The sequence below is a fragment of the Rathayibacter sp. KR2-224 genome (genome assembly GCF_049446075.1).
GTDB lineage: Bacteria > Actinomycetota > Actinomycetes > Actinomycetales > Microbacteriaceae > Humibacter.
In genome coordinates, this window is the sequence record NZ_JBMSEB010000001.1 from 1,224,628 (window position 1) to 1,246,083 (window position 21,456).

Here is a 21,456-nt window from a genome sequence, read left to right on the forward strand (position 1 = left end):
AACAGAAGCGTGACTTCACTTTCGGTGGCTCATAGTCTCGATGCGTGCCCTCCGCTCTGCTCTCCGCTCAGGCGCTCTCCGTGACGCCCCTCCTGCAGCATGCGCACGTGACCGCCCTGGCGAACGGTGCGGAAGCAATCGTTCGCACCGGAGCGTCGTCGTCGGCAGGCACGGTCTTGGCCGGCTTCGGCTTCAGCCTGTCGCTCATCGTGGCCATCGGGGCCCAGAACGCATTCGTCTTGCGCCAGGGGCTGCGGCGCGAGCACGTGCTTCCCATCGTGATCGTGTGTGCGGGCAGCGACGCCGTGCTCATCACCGCCGGCATCGCCGGCATCGGCGCCCTCGTGCTCACGGCACCGTGGGTCATCGCCGTGGTGCGCTGGGTGGGCGTCGGGTTCCTCCTGGTGTACGGGGTGCTGGCCGCGCGGCGCGCGGCTCGTCCGGGAGAGCTGGATCCGGCATCAGGGGCATCGCCGGCGGGGCTGTGGCCCACGATCGGCGCATGCATGGCCTTCACCTGGCTCAATCCGCACGTCTACCTCGACACCGTGGTGCTGATGGGCACGGTCGGCAACGGATATGGCCCGAACCGCTGGTGGTTCGCGCTGGGCGCGGCCGTGGCGAGTGCGGTGTGGTTCGCCGCGCTCGGCTTCGGGGCAAGGATGCTCCGCCCTCTTTTCCGCTCCCCCGTCGCGTGGCGAGTGCTCGACATCCTCATCGCGCTCACCATGTTCGCCATCGCCGTCACGCTGGGGATCGAGGCGCTGCACGACGGCGCCGCCTGAACGGCGCCCGATGCCGCGCACCGCAGATCCCGTGTCACTCGGTCGCGCTACGCTGTCCGAGCATCCGCCTCGACCTTCGAAACGACGTGATATCCGATGCTTCTCAGCATCGCGTTTGCAGTTCTCTCCTCGCTCTCGTACGGCTTCTCCGACTTCTTCGCGGGACGCGCCGCCGCCCGCCTGACGGTCATCCGCACGACGGCACTCGTCTACCTGTGCGCGACCGGCCTCGTGGGCGTCGCGCTCGCGTTCTATGGAGTCGGCTGGAGCGGGCCCGCGGTGCTGTGGGGCTCGGTGGCCGGCGTGTTCGCCATCGTCGGCTTCCTCGGCTTTTACGCCGGCATGGCCTTCGGACCGATGAGCCTCGTGTCGCCGCTCATCGCCGTTCTCGAATCGATGGTTCCGGTCGGCGTGGCCATCGTTCGCGGAGACGCGCTGCCACCGCTGGCCTGGGCGGCCATCGGGCTCGCCATCGTGAGCGGAGTGCTCATCTCCGTGCAGCGGTCGGAACGCCACGTTCGCATCACTCCGCGCACCCTCGTGATCGCCGTCGTCTCCGGCCTCACGTTGGGGCTGTCGATCACCGCCCTCGACTACGCTCCGTCAGATTCGCACCTCGTGCCGGCGTTCGTCGAACTCGCGGCCGGACTGGTGCTCGTGGCTGCGCTTATGGGCCTCGCCGCGATCGCGCCGAGACTGCGCCGAGCGCTCACGGGTCTGGACCCGGATTCCGGCACCTCGCATTCGCATCACATGGGAAGACGCGCGGCCGTGTGGATGGTCGTGACGGGAGGCGTGCTGCTCGGCGCCTCGAACGCGTTGCTCGTGCTGGCGCTCCAGCTCGGCGACCTCGCCGTGGTGTCGGTCATCGTCGGCATCTACCCGTTGGCGACGATCGTGCTCGCGCGTCTGGTGCTGAAGGAGCGCATGTCGGCGGTGCAGGCATCCGGAGTCGTGCTCGCCCTGATCGCCACAACCGTGCTGGCGCTCAACTCCATGTGAGCCGGCTCGCTCGGCTCTGCGCGAGCCGGCGGGGTCAGGCCTCCGCGATGCCGATCTTCGCGTGCAGCCGCTTCATCCAGCGCGGCGCCCACCACATGATGCGCTCCTGCCACGTCATGAACGCCGGCACGAGCAGGCAACGGACGAGAGTGGCGTCGATGAACACGGCGAACGCGAGAGCCACGCCCAGCTGCTTGATGAGAACCAGGTCGCCGGTGGCGAAGCCTGCGAAGACGACGATGATGATGAGTGCCGCCGAGGTGATGATGCGCCCGGAGCGCTGCAGCCCGAGTGCGATCGCCTCACGGCCTGTCAGCCCTGCATCCACCCGCTCCTTGATGCGGGAGAGGATGAACATCTCGTAGTCCATCGCGAGCCCGAAACCGAAGGCCAGGGCGAGAAGCAAGACGATCACGTCGACGCCGTACACGCGATCTGCGTCGAAGCCGAGGATGCCCGCGAACGCGCCGTCCTGGAACCCCCAGACGAGAACGCCGAGGGATGCCCCGAGCGAGAGCGCGCTCGCCACGAGCGCCTTCAGTGGCACGACGAGCGACCCGGTCATGAGGAAGAGAAGCACGATCGTCCCTGCCGCCACGATGAGGATCGCAAGCGGTGCGCTCGCGGCGAGCGAGTCCGCAAGGTCTACCGTGCCCGCGTCGATCCCCGTCACCCAGTGCCGGAAGCTCGGAGCGTCGCCGCGGATCTCCCGAACGACGGCGACGCCGTCACGCGCATCCACCTGCACGCGCGCCGTCCACGACCCGCCCGATTCGGCGGCATCGCCCACCGATCGCACATGTGCCAGCTTCGCCACACGGCCGGACCACTCCGCGAGGTCGGGGCGAGACGTCGTGACGAGCTGCACGCGCGCCGGTGCGGCATCCGGGAACTCGTCGGTGAGCGTGGTCTCGAACGTGTATTGACTGGACGCGCGTGGCACCGCGTCGATGCTCGTGTTCGCGAGCGTGAGCGAGACCACGGGGCTGCCGAGCAGCAGGAGTGCCACGACACAGCCGATGGTGACCAGTGCCGGATGCCGCTGGACGCGCCTGGTGAGCCGCGAGAAGAACCCCTCGTCTGGCGCCACGTCGCCGAACCGGGCGATCTGGTGTCCGACCAGCGGCAGCCTGGTGAGCGCTCCAGGCCGCAGCAGCTTCTGACCGGTCAAGCCGATGATCGCCGGTATGAGCGTTGTGGCGGACAGCATCGCGATCACGGTGACCGCGATGGCCGCGATGCCGACGGCGTGCACGAAAGCCGGCGCGAACACGAGCAGGCCGAGGCTCGCGATGGCGAACGTCGTGCCGGAGAAGAGCACGGTGCGACCGGCGCGGTCGAGCGAGAGGGCGACCGCCACGAGCCTCGTTTCGCGCGACGCGGCATCCGCTCCTGTCGCTACGGATGCGCGGTATTCCTCCCTGAATCGGCTCACGACGAGCAGTCCGTAGTCGATCGAGAGGCCGAGCCCCACCGCCGTGACGACGTTGATCACGGTGTTGGCGATGTCGGTCACGTACGTGAAGGCGAGCAGCACACCGAGTGAGGTGACGATGGAAGCGCCGGCTCCCAGCAGCGGCAGTCCGGCGGCGATGAACCCGCCGAACACGATGAGCATCACGACGAGCGCGATGGGCAGGGCCACGGTCTCGCCCCTGCGCAGGTCGTTCTCGCTGATCGACGTCAGCGAGTGCGTGAGGAGCTGTGCGCTGCCGACCTCCGCGGTCGTTCCCGGGTGGGCGGCGCGCAGGTCGCGTGCTGCGGCATCCATCAGCCGTTGCGCGTGGTCGAGGGTCTGCTGCGACGCCGGCGCGCCGTGGATGCCTGCGACGGACGCGGTGATCAGGATCCCCTTGCCGTCGGTGGCGACGAGCGGGGACACCTGCGGGTTGCCTATGCCGCCCGGCACGGCGAGAGGATCGGCGACGGTCGTGGCGGGCAGGGCTGCGAGGCTTTTCGCCAGCTCAGCGGTGCGGGCCGTTACCTCGGGATCGTCCGGGTCGACGCCGTGGATCAGCAGGGTGATGCTCTTGCCGGACGCCGATGCGAGGCGAGCGGCTCCCGCCGAGCTCTCACCGTGCACAGAGGGAACTGAACCTGCCAACCGGTCGAAGAGGCTCTGACCGCCGATGCCGCCGAGCGCCGTCGCCGCCGCAGCGGCGATCACCACCAACCAGCAGGCCAGCGTTATCCACGGATGCCGCGCCGCGTTCGCCCCGAGTCGGCCGATCGGCCCGATCCGATGTCCCGCCAGCTCCACCGTGCCTCCATGAGAATCGGATCTGCGCGACGGCGACCACGCGGGCACAGTCTAGAACGGGCCGGCATCCGGTCTTCGCCCCGGCAATGCGCACGGAGCACCAGGCCGCTCAGTGGCACCGAAGCAGCTCGACGAGCCGGGCATCCAGGCTCAGTCCCTGGAACTCGACCGTTTGGACGTCGAGGCGGCCCGTGTCGGCGACGCCGAACGGCCCACGGAAGTTCCACAGTCCCCAGCCGATGCCGTGATCGCCGAGTACACCGAGCGACGCCTCGAGCCAGGCCAGTTCGATGTCGTGCGGAACGCCCGTGTACGAGCCCATCTCGCTCACGTGCACCGCGCCGCCCGCTTCGACGATTTCGATCCACGGCGCGAGGATGCGTTCGATGGCCCCGCGGTCCCAGACCGCCTGTGTCTGTCCCTCGAGGGGGACGTAGCCATCGCGCACGCCATCGTCGAGGGGCTGCACCAGGGGCCACGCGGGCTCCGCCTTCACGGGTTCGACCCAAGGGCAGTCGTAGTGGGTGATCGCGAACGGCTTGTAGAGGTGCACCGAAGTGATGACCTGCGGGTGGCGCGTCCACTCCTCGGGCGGCGGACGAAGGCCGGCGTCCCATCCCTCGAGCAGCACCAAGCGTTCGGCAGTCCGGCGCCAGATCGCCTCTGCCGATGGCCCGAACACCGACGTGAACGTCGAGTCGTCGAGCTGCGGCGGCTCGTTGAGCAGGTTGAAGCTCAGCGCCTCGGGCGGCACGTCGGCGTAGCGCTCAGCGATCAGCGACCAGTACTGCAGGAACAGCGCCTGGCGTTCTGGATCGGAGAACAGATCCCCCGGCTCGGGCACATCGAAATGCGAGCGAGAGTTGACGCAGTAGCCGGGCGCACGGTGCAGGTTGAGGCAGACATGGATGCCGTACTTGCGCCCCAGCTCCACCGCGCGATCCAGAAGTGCGAACCGCGACGCGTCGATCGACTTCGAGAACGCGCCCTTGCCGAACCACAGGTACGAGGCAGGGATGCGCACCCAGGTGAAGCCGAGGTGCGCGATGGCTGCGAAATCGGATTCCTGGATGCCTTCACCCAGGCGGATCGGAAACTCCTCTGCCCACCGCGTGCTCGTGGAGAACAGCTCGATCAGGTTGAACCCGCGCCAGTGCGAGGTGGACCTCGACTGCTGCGGGATGACGGCGGCCTCCGACGTTCGTGAGGGTGTGCCGCGATGGCCTGGTCGGGCGGCGGAAGACGGTTCCATGGATCACGCTCGTTCTCTTCTTGCCGGGTCGCGCCGGCCGCGCAACTGTTTTCGCACACGATCATGGCCCATCTTTCTGCCTACCCCAAACCGGGTGAGCAGGCGATGGGCCACGGGTTGCGCACCCGCTGCAGGCGGACCCGCCATGGGATCATTGAGCCGGCCCAGGCCGCGATTCGCCTCGGTGCCGCGAAAGGGGCGCAATGGACAAGCGCGCAAGCATGAGCGATGTCGCGTTGGCAGCCGGTGTGTCGATATCGACAGCCTCGCGTGCGCTCCGCGGTGTCGGCAGGATCTCGGCCGAGACCAGGGCACGTGTCGTGGAGACCGCCGCCCGGCTTCAATTCGAGCCAGACATGATCGCGCGGTCGTTCGTCACGGGCAAGAGCTACATCGTCGGCGTGCTCGCCGAGCAGGCTCTTGGCCGCTTCAGCATGCCCATCATCATGGGTGCGACCAACCACCTCGGGCGCGAGAACATCGCGGCCGTCGTGCTGGACGCCCAGGGCAGGCCCCGCATGCTATCGAGCTATCTCAAGCGCCTGCGTTCCCGCAGAATCGACGGCATTTTGGTCGTCGGCGACGACCCGAACCGAGCGAGCCTCGTGCTCTCGGAAGAGTTCTCCGTTCCCGTGGTCTTCGCGTCGTCGTCGGCGACGCCCGAGACCGACTTCGTCGTGGCGCCCAACAACAACGCAGCAGGCCGCATGGCTGCCGAGCACCTCGTCTCGCTGGGGCGCCGCAATATCGCGCACGTGACGGCATCCCTCGGCGAGGCGGCCGTCGCTGCGCGCTCGACCGGATTCGAGGACGCCCTGCGCGCCGCCGGGCTGCGGCTCGCGTTCGACTCGCCCTTCTTCGGCGCATACGACCAGAGTTGGGGCATGGAGGCGGCGCGGCGCATCCGCTCGTCGAACAGGCCTGTCGACGCGATCTTCGCTGGCAACGACGAGATCGCGGTCGGCCTGTTCTCGGCCTTCCATCGTGAGGGGATCCGTGTTCCCGACGACATCGCCATCGTCGGCTATGACAACAGGTTGAGCGAGGTGCCCAGGTCGGGCCACCCGCTCACCTCGTTCGATCCGCAACTGTCGAAGGTTGGCGAGGGAGCCGCCGCACGCCTGCTCGAGGTGCTCGGCGGCGAAGGAGAGCCGGGCATCGAATACGTCGAGCCCGAGCTCATCGTTGGTCGCTCGTCGACGGGGCCGACCCTGGAACCGTACGACCTGCTCTGAGCCACTGGCGTGGGTGAACGGGCGGCCGGTGTCGGCCGCAGGCTCATTCATCCGCCCTCTTGCGCAAACGCTTGTGCACGGGCAAGAATGCCCTTGTAGCCCGGCGAGCCGCCACAAGCGTCCCAATCGCCCGCCGGACCTGGGCGAGTCCGATCAACCGGTTTCGCTCCGCGTATCCGCACAACACCCACCATTCCGAACGATGGAGTTCGCGCATGAAAAGGCGCTCGCTGTACCTCATAACCTCGATGATCGCGATGGGCACACTCGTGGTGCCGCTCTCCGCGCAGGCCGTTGCACATCCCAACGCGGCAGGCGCGCGGGCGGCAGCACCGTCGACCTCGGCCCCGCCAGGTGATTGCCCGGCCTCGACGCCGAACCCGACGAGCGACAACGTGACCGACTACCAGTTGGATACGAACACCGTCGCGCCCGGCAGGTGGTCGTACGAGGCGATCAACAGCGACGACACGGTGAGCATGCTCCAGAAGGGCGGGACCGGCGCCTTCGCCGCCGACGAATGGGCCCTCGACCTGAACAAGCCCGAGCACGCCTGGTACGTGAAGGCCGACGGCTCGATCGGTACGGACTGGCGTCCGATCACCGAGACGTACACGGTTCCGGATGCCGCCGACGGCAAGTCCGTGCACGTGACCGGGTCGTTCACCTCTCCCGGAGGCCGTTTCCGCGTGCTTCTCGCCCACGACGGCGACTCGAGCGCCATCTCGGGTCCGTATCAGGAGCTGTTCAGCTACACCGGCACCTCGACCACCTTCGACAAGACATTCACCGCGGCCAAGGGCGACGACATCCTCTTCGTGAGCGATTCGGTGCAGACCTGGTGGGTCGCCGGCCAGCTCAAGGCGACCGTCACCTCGGACGTGAACCAGCCTGCCGCCGTGGTCACGTCCACGCCGTCGCCGGGAACCATCGACGCCGGGAAGAGCGTCGCGCTGGCGAGCAAGACGTCGGATGCCTGCATCCGGTACACGACGGACGGCAGTGACCCGCTCACCTCCTCCACAGCAGCCGTGTACAGCAAGCCCATCGTCATCACCGACGACACGGACATCAAGGCCGTGGCGATCGGCAAAGGCGGAGCCCCAAGCCCTGTCGCCGACCTGCCGTTCGTGCTGAACGAGCCGTTCCGCGCCTTCGCGGGCGAGAACCAGGGGCCGACCTCCGGCGGACTCGTGGCCGGCATGCAGTGGGACAGGCAGGACTTCGACTGGGGAACCGTCGAGCCGGCCAAGGGACAGATCGACAAGGATGCCCTCGCCAAGTACGTGCAGCAGTTCACCGACGCAAAGGCGCACGGTGAGACGATCCTTCCCGTTCTCGACTACACGGCAGGCTGGGCGGCGAACACCACCGGCTACAGCTACGAGTTCCACGGTAAGACGTACATCTATGGACCGGTCCTGAGCACGGAGGGTTACAACTTCAACCGCGAGCTCATCACGAAGGACTCGTCGGGCAAGGTGCTCTCGGATGAGACGGTGCAGACCAACATCGGCCGTACTCCCCCGCAGAACCCGCAGGACTTCGCGAATTTCGTGAAGCTCGCCGTCGACACCCTGAAGCCGCTCGGCATCACGTACTTCCAGGTGTGGAACGAGGCCTACCCGGGCTCCGGCTTCTGGGAGGGCGGTATGGACCAGTACATGCAGGACATCCAGCTGCCCGCCTCGAAGGTCATCCATGACGCCGGCGTGAAGCTCGTGTACGGCGGATGGATCTGCGGTGCCCCGCTCAGCGAGTACATCGCGCTCCTCGACAAGTGGCACGCCTGGAAGTCGATCGACGTCTACGACATGCACTACATGCCGATCGGCACGATGCAGACGCTGTACGCCGCCGCCCAGAAGCGCGGGATCAAGAACCCCTCGATCTGGCAGACGGAACTCGGATTCACGACGGAAGACAAGTTCTTCGCCGACATCTACCCGCGGGTGTTCCACTGGGCGCTGTCCAAGGGCGGGCAGAACCTCGATCAGTTCAAGCTGCTCTACTTCGCCGACTGGGCTCCGAACGACCCCGCAGCGTTCGGGTACAACCGCGCGATCAAGAGCGGGAACGACCTGAGCACCAAGGGCAAGACGCTGGTCACGTTGGCCGGGCTGCTACGGGGCTCGAAGGCGACGACCTACGACAGCTTCACGACTGACCCCGGTCTGAAGCCGGAGATGAACGAGGCGCTGTCGACGGCCAACGGCTTCCTGCTCGACGACAAGCGCATCGTGCTCGCCATCGATCTGAAGCGTCAGAACCAGGCGGACATCTTCGAGGATCAGACGACGGGTGACACGATCCACCTCGACTTCGGAACGCCGACCATGTCGGTCACGCTCCGCAACGTGCACAACGTGAAGTCGTTGGATCGCGTCGACCTGCTCGGCAATCACACGCCGCTGACCTGGAAGAGCGTCGGGCACAACGCCATCCAGGTTCAGGTTCCGATCATCGACGCGGATCCGACCGTCCACGCCTTGAACCAGACCGAGAACGAGGACGTCTTCTACCTCTCCGTCAACCAGGGGTGAGACCCAGTAGACCGGTCGTCCGTTCGGCACGCTGCCGAACGGACGACCGGTCCATCCATGTACGCGCGCCGCGGTGCAGGGGTGTCAGTGTCCGACGGTGAAGCGCCTGTTCTTCGGTCACCACCACCTCCCCGCCGGTGCGATGCGTTCCGGTCTCCTCGCCGGGCTGATGGCGATCTTCGTTTCGGTCGCTCTCGTCGAGCGCTCTAGGCGACTGCTCTGCGCGAGTGCACGACGGCGAGCAGCGCACCCGTCACGCCCTCCCACTCGCCGGTCAGGATGCCGTCGCCGTCGTCCGGCTCAGCGTCGCCGGATGCGGCGAGATTGCGCACCACGCGCACCTGAACGTCGCCGGCGTCCACGACCGTGGCGGTGACGTCGGTGGTAGCGCTCACGGCAGCAGCGGATGCGGGAGTGGCAGGCACGCGCGCCTCCGGATGTCCGCTGCCGCGCGCGTGGGCATCCCCTGCCCGCGCGGTGCGCACGCCGTTCTCCTCGTAGTACAGCTCGACCTCGCGGTCGCCGGTGACCACAGTGCGGACCAGCTCTGCGAGATACACGGGATCACCCGTCGCGTCGTACACCCAACGCGTGCCGAGAACGCTGTGCTGCAAGGTGCCGATGAAGGCGGGCTCGCCGCCGTCGAGCGGTGCCTCCCGATACGTGAGCGGAATCTGCAGCAACGAGACGTCCCCGGCTGTGCTGCACCGAACGAGCAGCGTCTCGATGCCCACCTTTCCGGCAGGGTCGTCGAAACGGAACGCGGCTGCACGCTCTAGCGAACCAGGGTCCGCGCCTTCCGGCCAGAACGGCTGCGCCGTGATCCAGCCTGCGACGAGCTCGAGCTTCGAAGGAACCAGACTCGCGTGATGGATGAGGGCCATGCGCCAACCCTGGCACACGCGCGCCGTGGCCGGTCCTCGGCATGCTTCCGCGTCTCGTCCTACGCTCGAGATATGACGTCTACCTGGAGCGAACAGGAACTGCAGACCATCGGCACCGAGCACGACGTCGTGCTGGCGTCCCGCCGCTCAGACGGATCTCCGGGGCGCGGAACGACGATCTGGATCGTCCGAGTGGGCGACGATGTGTTCGTTCGCTCGGCACATGGGCGGGGCAACAAGTGGTTCGCGCGTGCAACCGCGGCCGGCTCGGGCCGCATCACGATCGGCGATGTCTCACGCGACGTCGTTTTCGAGGATGTGTCGAACGGCGCGTCGAACGCGGTGGACCATGCCGAGCTCGATCGTGCCTACCACGGCAAGTACGACGGCAAGTACCCCAAGGAGTACATCGACCCGGTCGTCGACGAGGAATCGCACGGCGCGACGCTTCGGCTCCTTCCGGCATGAGTCACGGCGCCGAACCGGGCGGTCAGCTGGAGGCGTCGCACACGCAAGCCCGCATGCACGACGGACAGGTGGACGTGGATGTCGCAACGGTGGCGGCCCTCATAGCCCGGCAGTTCCCTGAATGGTCGGGCCTGCCTGTACGGCCGGCGCCCAGCTCAGGCACGGTCAACGCGATCTTCCGCGTCGGCGACGGCCTTGCCGCTCGCCTGCCGCTCGTCGTGGACGATCCGCAGACGGCCGACGCCGTGATGCGCCGCGAAGCGGATGCCGCACGCGAGTTCGCCCTCGTCACGAGGTTCCCTGCGCCCATGACGACGGCGATGGGCGCTCCAGGAGCGGGCTATCCCGGACCGTGGTGCATCACCACGTGGATCGAAGGCGAGCCGGCGACACCGGATGCCCTCGCGCACTCCCCCGAGTTCGCCGGAGACATCGCCGCTCTCATCCGCGAGCTCCGCGCCGCACCCGTCGGCGGGACCAAGGTCGGGGCCGCGGAGGTGACCTGCGCGACCACGACGAATGGATGGCCACGTGCATCCGTCAAAGTGAGGGGCTGCTGGCCGTCGACCAGTTGGCCGCCACGTGGGCCGCATTCCGGGAACTGCCAAGAGACGCCCCGAACGTCATGTCGCACACCGACCTGATCCCCGCCAACCTGCTCGTGTCGAACGGGCGCCTGGCGGGTGTGCTCGACGTCGGCGGCTTCCAGCCCGCCGACCCGGCACTCGACCTCGTCGCAGCATGGCATCTGTTCGAGGAACCCGCGCGTGGTGAGTTGCGCGCTGCGTTGCGCGACGGCATCCGGCCCGACGGGGACGAGGAACTCGAGTGGGCACGCGGAGCCGCGTGGGCCTTCGAACAGGCGATGGGCCTTGTGTGGTACTACCGGAACAGCAACCCGGCGATGAGTGCGCTGGGCCGCAGCACGCTGCGGCGGATCCTGGCGTCCGGCATCGTTTCCAGGCTCTGACGCGCAGGCGCGAGACACGAACCACGACCCGAAGCGAACGGAGCAGCGATGGAGCTCGACGAGAAGCAGCGGACGTTCCTGGAGACCCACCACGCGGCCGCGATGATCACGATCGCCGGCGACGGCATGCCGAAGGCGGTTCGCGTCGGCGTCGCACTCGTGCAGGGGCGCATCTGGAGCAGCGGCACCGCCGATCGAGTACGCACCAAGAGACTGAGGCGCGACCCCAGGTGCTCGCTGTTCGTCTTCGACCAGGGCTACTCCTACCTCACCGTCGAGTCCACGGTCACACTGCTCGAGGGAGCGGATGCGGCGCGCCAGAACCTGCAGCTGTTCCGCGTGATGCAGCACAGGCCGGCTGGCACTCTGAGCTGGTTCGGCCAGGAGCTGGATGAGGAGGCGTTCGTCGCCCGCATGGTCGAGGAGGAGCGGCTCATCTACCAGTTCGAGCCGAAGCGGGTGTACGGACCGGCCTGACCCGGCGGCCCGCCTCCCGGCAGCGCTACGCTCGAACCATCCCGCCCGCCCGCACACCAGCCGGGCCCTTCGGCGGCGAAAGGATGCCATGGCCGAGACCACAGACAGCCGCGTGGCCGTCTACATCGACTTCGACAACATCGTGATCTCGCGGTACGACCAGGTGAACGGGCGCGGGTCGTTCCAGCGCGACCGCGTGCGGCAGCTCGATGCAAGCCCTGGGCAGCAACGCGGGGAGGAGCAGGCATCCGAATCGTCCATCACGGCCAAGCTCGCGGCTGCAACCGTCGATGTCGGGGCAGTGATCGACTTCGCCGCATCGTTCGGCACCCTCGTGCTCACCAGGGCATACGCCGACTGGTCGGCAGCGGTGAACGCCGAGTACAGGCATCAGCTGGTCGGCCGCGCCGTCGACCTCGTGCAGCTCTTTCCCGCGGCGGCGTATGCCAAGAACGGCGCGGACATCCGCCTGGCCGTCGACGCCGTCGAGGACATGTTCCGGCTGCCCGACCTCACGCACGTCGTGATCGTCGCAGGTGACAGTGACTACGTTCCGCTGGCGCAACGCTGCAAACGGCTCGGCAGGTATGTCGTGGGCATCGGCGTCGCCGGCTCGACGAGTCGCACGCTCGCCGCCGCGTGCGACGAGTTCTACACCTACGACGCGCTGCCAGGGGTCGAACGACCGGCACAGCCGAAACGCGCCCAGCCCGTGCAGGAGGCCGGCGAACCGAGTGCCGCACCGAAGGCATCCGGCGGCCGCGCCACGGCTGGGAAGGGCTCCCGCAAGAGTGCGACGACTCCGCCCGAACCGGTCGCCGAGCCTCAGACCCCGCAAGAGGCGCAGACCCAGGAAGAGGCGCGCGCCGAGGCGGAGGACGCCGAGGACGCAGCCCGCGACCCGCAGGAGGAGGCGACGCGCCTGCTCGATCGCGCGCTGCGCATCGGGCACGAGAAGGACGACTCCGAGTGGCTGCATTCCTCTGCGGTGAAATCGCAGATCAAGCGCATGGATCCTTCGTTCAGCGAGAAGCAGCTGGGCTACCGCTCGTTCTCGGACTTCATCAAGTCGCGCACCGAGATCGCCGAGCTCGACGACAGCAGCACCGCCCAGCTCGTGAGGCTGAAACCGCAACCAGAGCAGCAGCCGGAACAGCCGGCGGCCCCGAAGCGGCAGGCCAGGCGCGCGAAGGGCTGATCGCCGACCCGTGGCGGCGCCCGCACAAAACGGCGTGCACGAGGTGTCAACCCCTGCATCGCCGGCCGGATGGTCCGTAGACCTTTCAAGCGAGAGAACTCGTCACGAAAGGTGGACCATGACCGAGTCGGGGATGACCAAGCCGACACGCGGTATCGCGCTGCTCATCGTCGGCATCGTTCTGACCGTGATCGGCGTCGTCGCGATGTTCGCGTTCGGCTTCGGCACGCCGGGCAAGGACACCGCGCTCAACAATGCGGTCTGGGAGTCCTCGCTCACGATCGGATCGGCGATCCTCACCGGCATCGGGGTGCTGCTCATCCTCATCGCGATCGTGCGCAGGCGCAGGAGGTCGGCGCTCTCGCATCAGGGCAGGCTTCCCGCGGAGTTCGGCGGCAGTGCCCAGGACGGCACCGGCGGGACTGCCGAGGAGAGGGCCGCACAGGAGCGCGCGGCGCCTGACCGCGGGGCGGAGCACGGGCAGGGCTCGGCCGGGCGCTAGCACCGCGGACGACTCAGTGCAGACGACCCCCTGCAGACGAACCAGTGCAGACGACTCAGTGCAGAGTCTCGTCGAAGTGCTTGATGATGCGCGCCCAGTGCGCCGCGATGGGTACGGGGGCGTCGGTCACGGCGACGCGTGCGTCCGGAAGGCGGCGGGCGTAGTGGTGGGCGCCTCTCCTGCTCGCTCGCGTGTTTCTGGCGAGCACCAGCGCGGGAGCCTGCACCACTTCCAGGCTCTCGTCGAGCACCTTCTGCTTCATGGCCGCCCGGTCGGCGTTCAGACCGACATCTCCCTGCTCTGCGGCAGCGCCGAGCATGCGCTCGACGCGTGACCGGAGCCCCGTCGCGGTTGGAGGACCCTGAATGCCTGGGATGAGCCGCCGCACGTCCCACACATCCGGCTGGGCCAGCGACTCTGCCGCTTGTCGCAGCGTCATGGGTTCCACGAACGCGACGCCGGCCGTCTCATCGCCCAACGCAGCGGCGAGCGCAGCCGCGAACACGCATCCTTCACGCCAGCCGAGCACGCCGAGTCCCCGGTAGGCCACCCGTCCGATGGAGTCGGCAACCCTGCGGCTGTCGGCCAGGAACTCCTGCACGTCGAGCACCCAGCGCTGGGGCGAAGGCTGCGGAGGCACGATCCAGGGGTCGGACGACGAGTATCCGGGCCGGTCGAGGGACACGAAACTCAAGTCGCATCGCTGCGTCACCAGCGGATCGGGGTCGAAGCCGCCGCTCCCCGGGGCGGGGTGGCAGAACAACACCCACCGCACGCCGGCGGGAGCGCCGAAGGCCGTGATGCCTGCCCGACGTGCGTCCGAGAGCTGGAACTGGCGTTCGCTCACACTGCTTCCCTTCCTCACCCGCAGCCTTCACGGCCTCGATCGGAGGTCCGATCGGAAGCACCTGGATCCCTGGCACGCGGATTCTGCGACGGCCCCGTGAAGTCCACGTTAGAAGCACGCAGCCATGCGTGGGCAGGCCTTGACGATGTCGCCGCCACTCCCGAGCTAACGGATTTTCGACACGAGGTCTTCGGGCCGGAGGCCGAGCATGCCTGCGACGGCCCGAAGCGCGAGCGGCGTGCGCTCGGATGCCGCGCCCCAGTGGACGAGAGCCTGGGCGTTGAGCCCGTCGATCATGCCAAGCAACTGCCAGGAGACGGCGGCGGTGTCGCTCGCGTGGAACTCGGCAGAGGCGACACCGTCGTCGACGATGGAGCGCACCACCGAGTGCCAGGCATCCATCTCGGCCCGTACCGCACTCGCGAGCGGTTCGTTCCGCCTGCCGGCGGCCCACGCCTCGACCCAGACCACCGTGACGTCGCTGCGCCGGGAATCGAGCGCCGTCGTGAGCAGCAGCACGAGTCGTTCGGTCGGTGTCCGTCCCGCGGATGCCAACGTCGTCACCTCGTCGAGTTCCGCGCGCACGATGGTGGCGAAGGTGCGCGCGACCAGATCGTCCATGCTCGGCACGTAGTGGCCGACGAGAGCCGGCGCAACACCTGTGCGGGCTGCGACGCCGCGGAGCGTCACCGCCCGGAGTCCCTGCTCGAGGGCGAGGTCCACTGCCGCCCGAGCGATCTCGGCCTCGCGCTCGGCCGGTGGCTTGCGCGCCGCCCTCGACCTACTCGGATCCCTCGCCATCGCTCCCCCTGTTCGTTCTATTATTGATCACCTGACCAATACGCGTGCGTCACCCGCGCGCAGGGAGGAGCCCCGATGTCGTGGCGAATGCCGTCGGAGACCGCACAGCATGAGCGCACGTGGATGGCGTTCCCGCGCGCCGGTCTCACGCTCGGCGACGACGTCGTCTCAGCGGAGGAGGCCTACGCCGCATGGACGGCCGTAGCCCACGCGATCGGCGAATTCGAGCACGTGAGCATGGTGGTCGACCCCACCGAAACCGATCGCGCCGGCCGAATGCTCGGCTCGCACATCGAGCTCTTCGAGGCGCCGGTCGACGAGTTCTGGATGCGCGACATGGGTCCCACCTTCGTCGTCGACGACGACCGCCCTGGCGTGCTCGGCGCCGTGGACTGGACCTTCAACGGGTGGGGCGCGCCCGCGTGGGCGCGGTGGGAGAAGGCATCCGAGATGGCGCGCACTGTGGCGGCCGCGGTCGGTGCCGAACTGGTCAGCTCGCTGCTCGTGAACGAGGGCGGCGGCATTCATGTGGACGGCGATGGCACGGTTCTCGTCACCGAGACCGTGCAGCTCGACCCGCGCCGCAACCCATACGCGGATCGGGCCCGGGTCGATGCGGAGCTGAAACGTACGATCGGTGCGACGAAGGTCATCTGGCTGCCGCGCGGGCTCACCAGGGACTACGACGATTTCGGCACTCGTGGACACGTCGACATCGTGGCCGCGAGCCCCTCACCGGGAAGACTGCTGCTGCACACCCAGCGAGACGAGCGGCATCCCGATCACCCCGTCACGCGCATGCTGCACGACTTCCTGTCCGATCAGACGGATGCCGCGGGCAGGCACTTCGAGATCGTCGACCTGCCGGCCCCCGAGGTGCTGCGAGACGACGAGGGATTCGTGGACTACAGCTACGTGAATCACCTCGTGGTCAACGGCGGTATCATCGCCTGCGGTTTCGGCGAGGACCGCGCGGATGCCGCGGCGGCCGATATCCTCGCTGCCGCCTACCCGGGACGCACGGTCGTGACGGTGGATGCCCGGGCCATCTTCGCCCGAGGCGGGGGCATCCACTGCATCACGCAGCAGCAGCCGGCCGTCACAGCCGCCGGAGACGTGCCTCGCGCGTCGTCCAGCCGAGGACCGGTGCGATGACCGCCATCGACGTCGTCGAAGCGGGCATCGCCGACCTGCGCGCCGCACTGCAGAACGGCACGGCAACAGCCATCGGGCTGCTCGACGCCTACCTCGCTCGCATCGATGCGTACGACGGTCTTGCGACGTCGACCGCGCTGAACTCGGTGGTCGTGCGCAACCCTCGTGCCAGAGACGACGCACGTGAATCGGATGAGCGCAGGGCCGGGAGCCGCACGCTGAGCCCGCTCGACGGCATCCCCTACACGGCCAAAGACAGCTACCTCGCCGAAGGGCTCACTGCCGCCGCCGGCTCGCCGGCCTTCGCCGATCTCGTTGCACAGCGCGACGCCTTCGCGATCGAGCGGTTGCGCGGGGCGGGAGCAGTTCTCGTGGGACTCACCAACATGCCGCCGATGGCCAACGGCGGCATGCAGCGGGGGCTGTACGGCAGGGCGGAGAGCCCGTACAACGAACGCTGGCTGACGTCGGCCTTCGGGTCGGGATCGTCCAACGGCTCGGGCACGGCCACTGCTGCGAGCTTCGCCGCGTTCGGGCTGGCAGAGGAGACCTGGTCGTCCGGCAGGGCACCGGCATCGAACAATGCGCTGTGTGCCTACACGCCCTCGCGCGGGGTCATCTCGGTACGGGGCAACTGGCCTCTCGTGCCCACCATGGATGTGGTGGTTCCGCACGCGAGGACCATGGCAGACCTCCTCGAGGTGCTCGACGTGATCGTGGCCGACGACCACGAGGTGCGCGGCGACTTCTGGCGCGCGCAGCCGTGGGTGAGCATCCCGCGCGCCTCACGGGTGCGACCTCGCTCGTATCCGACCCTCGCGCCGCGCGGCCGCGCAGAGGCACTCGCGCGACTCGACGGCACGAAGGTGGGCGTGCCCCGCATGTATGTGAACGCAGACCCGGAGGCCGGCACGGGCGAGCATCCGGGCATCGGCGGCTCGACGGGGCAGCCGATCCTCACCAGGGAATCCGTAATGGCACTGTGGCGGGGAGCTCGCGCCGACCTCGAAGCGGCCGGAGCGACCGTGGTCGAGGTGGACTTCCCCGTCGTGACGAACTACGAGGGAGACCGGCCGGGAGCGTCCACGATCTTCACGCGAGGCCTCGTGTCACCTGAGTTCCTGCGGAGAGAGATCGTCGACCTCTCCGCGTGGGCGTGGGACGACTTCCTCGCCGCCAACGACGACCCGCACCTTGGCGACCTGACGATTGTCGACGGGGCGCAGATCTTTCCGCCTCCGCCTGGGGCACTGCCCGACCGCTACACGGGCTTCGACGACGACATCGCGACGTACCCGGAGGTCGTGAGGCGCCATCGATATTCGAGCTTCACCGAGATACCGCACCTGGCTGACGGCGTGCGCGGGCTGGAGCAGACGCGTCGCATCGATCTCGAGCAGTGGATGGACCGGCTCGGCCTCGACGTGGTGGCCTTTCCCGCCGTCGCCGATGTCGGCCCGGCCGACATGGATGTGAACCCGGCGTCCGCCGACCGCGGCTGGCGCAACGGCGTATGGGTTGCGAATGGAAACCTGGTGCCGCGACATCTCGGCATCCCGACCGTGACCGTGCCGATGGGGACGATGGCCGACATCGGGATGCCCGTGGGCCTCACGTTCGCCGGTCGCGCATACGACGACACGGCGCTGCTCTCCCTCGCCGCCGCATTCGAGGCCACGGGCGGACGGCGCACGGAGCCGCCGCGCACGCCGCGGCTGCCCGAGTAGCGGCCAGCCGGAGGTCATCGGTCAGACGGATGACGGGTGTGGGCTCGCGCCACTGGCCGCGAGCCCACACCCGTTCCTTCCCCCTATTGCCCAGGCGTCGAGTCGACGATCCACTCGAGCACGCCGACCGGCTGCGTGCTATTGAGATTCACCCGCAGTTTCGTGGTGGACACCGAGTCGTATCCCACCTGATTGAACGTGTCTTTTGCCGTGCCATAGGCCGTCGCGCCCGTGACGTCGGCCCAGGACGACCCGGTCCAGTACTGCACGTTCCAGGAGTCCGGGGTGAAGACGCCACCCCCGTCGTCGAAGAAGTAGAGCGCGGAACCGTTGGTCGTCACCGGCTGTGCCCAGTCGAGTTCGATCCACTGCGGCCCGGGGTTCGGCCAGGTTCCCCACCGCAGGTTGCCGGAAGTGTCATTCGACTGCGGCGGGTAGACACCGTCGTTGATCGCCTTCACGCTCTCCCACGGAGACGTATAGGACGCGCTCGGGGTCGCTCCCTGCAGAGCAAGATCCGTCGACCCAGCAGGCAGTGGCAGGGGCCGCTGAACGACCACGGACGGCGCGATGCCGACCGTACCGCTCGCGCCACCCGGGCCCGCGTACCTGACCGACAGCGCCAGCGAGGCTTTCCCCGCCGCCGAGTCGGGCGCGGTGACATTCCACGTGATCGTCGCGGACGCACCGGCCCGGATCGAGACAGCAGTTGACGACCCTCCGGTGACGGTCCAGCCGGCGGGGGCCGACAGCGTCGGGGTTGCAGAGATCGTCGCACTGCCAGGATTCGTGACGGTCAGCGACACCGGCGTTGAGTCACCGGCCTTCAGCACCGGCTGTGCTCCCGCCGGCGTGGCTCCGACCTGCGCGGCCAACGTGGGAGCTGCCGAAGCGCCGAGCGTGACGACGATCTCCTTCTTGTGCGGACGCACGGTGACGGTGTGGGAGGTTGCATCCCAGGTTCCGTTGACGACGGAGGTCACGCCCGCGGTGGCGAACGACGGCAGTTGCAGCTGCACGGCGTCGGTGGGCAGCTTCCCCGTGAGGTCTACCGTCACCTGGCGCGCCCCGCCTACCTTCTTGGTCGTGATGGACACCCCGTAGGTGCTCCGATGGCCGGTGGCGACGTCGTAGGAGTTCGTCAGGTTGCCGAGCGAGAGGGTCTGCCCATCGGCGACCCAGGCATCCGGGATCCCACGGCCCACATACAGCGTGCTCCCGAATGCAGGGCTCGCACTGGTGCCGGTCTGGGTGCGGCCCAGCACAGCGATCGACTGCTGCACGGTCTGCGTCTGGCTGGCGAGCGGCCAGGCGTATGGGACGGCCCCGAACTGAGGAGCGGCGTGGCTGCCTGCCCACGGGTTGTTCGGATTCGGTGCAGAGCCGTTGGCTTCCCACCATGCGTTGGGGCCGCCCGTCGTGTTCTGGATCTGCCAGGCATAGCTCGTCAGCGGCAGGTCACGGTACTGGCTGCCGTAGAGGCCGCCGGCGGCATAACCGGTGTTCAGGGCGACGCTGTAGCCCGGGTACGCACCGAACGAGGGGAACGGTATGCCCGTTCCGGCCGCCAGCCGGCCGTATCCGACGGTGTACAGGTTGTCCGTTTGGTTCGGATCCCCGAGCGTGCCGTTCAGCGCGCCGCCGGCGAGGAACACGTCCCAGACGTTCTGGCTCCACAGGTTCGAGCCCGCCCAGTTCGCGTCGTTCGCGGTTGCGCACCGGTCTGCGCTCACCGGCTGATTCACCTCGCACGGAAGGAACTGCTGGCCCGAGGCCTTTTCGTTGGCGGCCAGTCCGGCGTTCGTCGCGGCGAGCAGGCTGGCGTATTGCTGGCCCGCCCAGCTCGCCTCGGCCGTGTCCCCCAGCGTGGCGGCGATGTACTCGTACGAGGCGATGCCCGCCAGCGCTGCCTCGTCGTCGAAGAGCCACGTTCCCGTGCTGTCGTTGTCGAACGAGGTCTTGAGGTACCCGGTGCTCGGGTCCAGCTGCTGCTGGAGGTACGTGTGCATCATGGTGTAGAGACTCGGGCCCCAAGGACTGGAACCAGCGGCATCGTCGTGGAAGTACTTGGCGACGAAGGCGGTGTCACCTGTTCCTTGCAGGTAGTCCGCCCACGCGGTCGGAGTCTTCCAAAGGCCGTCCCAGTACCAGTTCGCGCCGTTCTCGTCGAAGTCCGGCTGCTCGGAGATCCGCGCCGTCAGCAGCAGATTCTGCGCATCCGTGAAGTCTCCCACTTGAAAGCGGTTGTCGAGGATGCTCGGCGCATCGTGGTTGAGCACCCAGTCGTAGTTGTTGGCGCCGGAGAACTGCGCCTTCCCGGTCTGAACCATGCGGGTGTAGATGTACGCCGCCTTGTACGCATTCGAGATCGCGTCGCCCGGCTTCGCGAGTCCGGTCGAGGGCAGCTCGGTGTTCGGCAGCGAAAGGTCGGGCGCGGTGGTAAGCATGGACTTCCAGTTGCCCGCCATGTGCTGATAGGCGGTGTCATAACTCGACACGTGAGCGAGGTCGGCCTGCCCGGGGAGCGGCGTGGTGCTGCTGAACGTGTCGACGGCGGAAACGTACTCATCGACCGCAGTACCGCCCGCGGGGACCGCGTCCGGCGACGAGTGCAACGTGACGAGGTTGGCGCCGGATGCACCGGGCGGGACAGACAGCGTTCCCGTCGTGGTGTTCTTGATGCTGATGCGCGTGTAGACCAGTTCGGTGAGAGCACCGTTCACCGTCTGAGCGTCGGCGAAGTTCGTGATCTTCACGTCGACACCGCCCCGCGAGAACGAGGTCGTCATGGCGGGAAGGTAACCGTCCGCTTCCGTCCATTGAACCGACCCGGCTGCTGGCGCCTTACCAGCGTCGAGCCCATAGGTGTACACGCCGAAGCTGTACATCGCGCCGCAGTAGGTGGTCCCACCCGCCGTGTAATGCGTGGGAACGCCCCTGGCGAAGTAGGAGCCCGATAGGTAGGTCAGCGGTGCGTAGTAGTTGCCTTGCCACCCCAATATCGACTCATTGGCGAAGCCGAATCCGTGCGGATCGCTGGGCAGCGGAGCGTTCGTTCCGACCTGCTTGGGGGAGGAGTCGCCGCAGACGTTCGTGGGGAGCGATGGCATCGGCTGGTAGTCGGTCGATGGCGTTTTCGCGGCGGCCGAAGCCATGGCGGGAGCCGAAACCGGAGAGGCTGCGAGGGCGACGACAGCGAGCGCTGCCAATCCAGCAGCGACCCAGGTTCGACGAAGACGATGACGCTTCATCCCAAATCTCCTCAGTGACGCAGCGCTGCGTCACAGTTGCACGAAACCGAAACACTGAAAGCGTTTCCGGTTCGTTGGGCTTGGCCACGCAACATTCAG

16 protein-coding genes and 1 pseudogene are annotated in these 21,456 nt (G+C 67.8%); 11 read left to right on the forward strand and 6 right to left on the reverse strand.

The genetic code is table 11. The annotated features are described in order from the left end of the window. Nucleotides 1-137: 137 nt before the first annotated feature. The gene (locus tag ACO2Q7_RS05695; protein WP_423355978.1) at nt 138-785 is read left to right on the forward strand and encodes a LysE/ArgO family amino acid transporter; all 648 of its coding nucleotides are present in this window, start codon (nt 138-140) and stop codon (nt 783-785) included. Nucleotides 786-881: 96 nt separating this feature from the next. After that, on the forward strand, nt 882-1,787 hold the full coding sequence (locus tag ACO2Q7_RS05700; protein ID WP_423354644.1) for an EamA family transporter: 906 nt from the start codon (nt 882-884) through the stop codon (nt 1,785-1,787). 34 nt (nt 1,788-1,821) lie between these two features. On the opposite strand, the gene ACO2Q7_RS05705 is transcribed toward ACO2Q7_RS05700, so the two are convergent. Together ACO2Q7_RS05705 and ACO2Q7_RS05710 are read right to left on the reverse strand one after the other, a co-directional pair. Further along, nucleotides 1,822-4,047, reverse strand: coding sequence for an MMPL family transporter (locus ACO2Q7_RS05705; RefSeq protein WP_423354645.1), 2,226 nt, complete (start codon nt 4,045-4,047; stop codon nt 1,822-1,824). 109 nt (nt 4,048-4,156) lie between these two features. Next, the gene (locus ACO2Q7_RS05710; RefSeq protein WP_423354646.1) at nt 4,157-5,299 is read right to left on the reverse strand and encodes a glycoside hydrolase family 5 protein; all 1,143 of its coding nucleotides are present in this window, start codon (nt 5,297-5,299) and stop codon (nt 4,157-4,159) included. 203 nt (nt 5,300-5,502) lie between these two features. Here ACO2Q7_RS05710 and ACO2Q7_RS05715 point away from each other — a divergent pair, with 203 nt between their 5' ends. Together ACO2Q7_RS05715 and ACO2Q7_RS05720 are read left to right on the forward strand one after the other, a co-directional pair. Next, nucleotides 5,503-6,534 carry a LacI family DNA-binding transcriptional regulator gene (locus ACO2Q7_RS05715; protein ID WP_423354647.1) on the forward strand — a complete coding sequence of 344 codons (1,032 nt, stop codon included), beginning with the start codon at nt 5,503-5,505 and terminating at the stop codon, nt 6,532-6,534. Nucleotides 6,535-6,749: 215 nt separating this feature from the next. Then, the gene (locus tag ACO2Q7_RS05720; protein WP_423354648.1) at nt 6,750-9,077 is read left to right on the forward strand and encodes a chitobiase/beta-hexosaminidase C-terminal domain-containing protein; all 2,328 of its coding nucleotides are present in this window, start codon (nt 6,750-6,752) and stop codon (nt 9,075-9,077) included. Between the two features lie 206 nt (nt 9,078-9,283). On the opposite strand, the gene ACO2Q7_RS05725 is transcribed toward ACO2Q7_RS05720, so the two are convergent. After that, nucleotides 9,284-9,961: a maltokinase N-terminal cap-like domain-containing protein gene (locus tag ACO2Q7_RS05725; RefSeq protein WP_423354649.1), complete on the reverse strand. Its 678-nt coding sequence runs from the start codon at nt 9,959-9,961 to the stop codon at nt 9,284-9,286. Between the two features lie 72 nt (nt 9,962-10,033). Between ACO2Q7_RS05725 and ACO2Q7_RS05730 the strand changes: the two genes are divergently transcribed. The 5 genes and pseudogenes from ACO2Q7_RS05730 to ACO2Q7_RS05750 all read left to right on the forward strand — a co-directional run bounded on the left by ACO2Q7_RS05730 (nt 10,034) and on the right by ACO2Q7_RS05750 (nt 13,576). Next, a complete protein-coding gene (locus ACO2Q7_RS05730) occupies nt 10,034-10,429 on the forward strand; it encodes a DUF2255 family protein (RefSeq protein ID WP_423354650.1) in 396 nt (131 codons plus the stop codon). 53 nt (nt 10,430-10,482) lie between these two features. After that, a pseudogene (locus ACO2Q7_RS05735) lies at nt 10,483-11,399 on the forward strand (phosphotransferase). Between the two features lie 48 nt (nt 11,400-11,447). Further along, nucleotides 11,448-11,876, forward strand: a complete 429-nt coding sequence (locus ACO2Q7_RS05740; RefSeq protein ID WP_423354651.1) for a pyridoxamine 5'-phosphate oxidase family protein — start codon at nt 11,448-11,450, stop codon at nt 11,874-11,876. Nucleotides 11,877-11,964: 88 nt separating this feature from the next. Continuing rightward, nucleotides 11,965-13,074: an NYN domain-containing protein gene (locus ACO2Q7_RS05745; RefSeq protein ID WP_423354652.1), complete on the forward strand. Its 1,110-nt coding sequence runs from the start codon at nt 11,965-11,967 to the stop codon at nt 13,072-13,074. A 118-nt stretch (nt 13,075-13,192) separates the two neighbouring features. Further along, nucleotides 13,193-13,576, forward strand: coding sequence for a hypothetical protein (locus tag ACO2Q7_RS05750; RefSeq protein WP_423354653.1), 384 nt, complete (start codon nt 13,193-13,195; stop codon nt 13,574-13,576). A 55-nt stretch (nt 13,577-13,631) separates the two neighbouring features. Here the strand turns inward: ACO2Q7_RS05750 and ACO2Q7_RS05755 are convergent, their stop codons facing one another. Both ACO2Q7_RS05755 and ACO2Q7_RS05760 read right to left on the reverse strand, forming a co-directional pair. Continuing rightward, a complete protein-coding gene (locus ACO2Q7_RS05755; RefSeq protein ID WP_423354654.1) occupies nt 13,632-14,423 on the reverse strand; it encodes a hypothetical protein in 792 nt (263 codons plus the stop codon). 165 nt (nt 14,424-14,588) lie between these two features. After that, nucleotides 14,589-15,224 (reverse strand): TetR/AcrR family transcriptional regulator, encoded by a 636-nt coding sequence (locus tag ACO2Q7_RS05760; protein ID WP_423354655.1) that lies wholly within the window; start codon nt 15,222-15,224, stop codon nt 14,589-14,591. Nucleotides 15,225-15,299: 75 nt separating this feature from the next. Here ACO2Q7_RS05760 and ACO2Q7_RS05765 point away from each other — a divergent pair, with 75 nt between their 5' ends. Together ACO2Q7_RS05765 and ACO2Q7_RS05770 are read left to right on the forward strand one after the other, a co-directional pair. Next, nucleotides 15,300-16,379, forward strand: coding sequence for an agmatine deiminase family protein (locus ACO2Q7_RS05765; RefSeq protein WP_423354656.1), 1,080 nt, complete (start codon nt 15,300-15,302; stop codon nt 16,377-16,379). After that, nucleotides 16,376-18,106, forward strand: coding sequence for an amidase (locus ACO2Q7_RS05770; protein ID WP_423354657.1), 1,731 nt, complete (start codon nt 16,376-16,378; stop codon nt 18,104-18,106). The genes ACO2Q7_RS05765 and ACO2Q7_RS05770 overlap by 4 nt, the downstream gene beginning before the upstream one ends. Nucleotides 18,107-18,189: 83 nt before the next feature. Here the strand turns inward: ACO2Q7_RS05770 and ACO2Q7_RS05775 are convergent, their stop codons facing one another. Continuing rightward, nucleotides 18,190-21,357, reverse strand: coding sequence for an NEW3 domain-containing protein (locus ACO2Q7_RS05775; protein ID WP_423354658.1), 3,168 nt, complete (start codon nt 21,355-21,357; stop codon nt 18,190-18,192). Between the last annotated feature and the right edge of the window lie 99 nt (nt 21,358-21,456).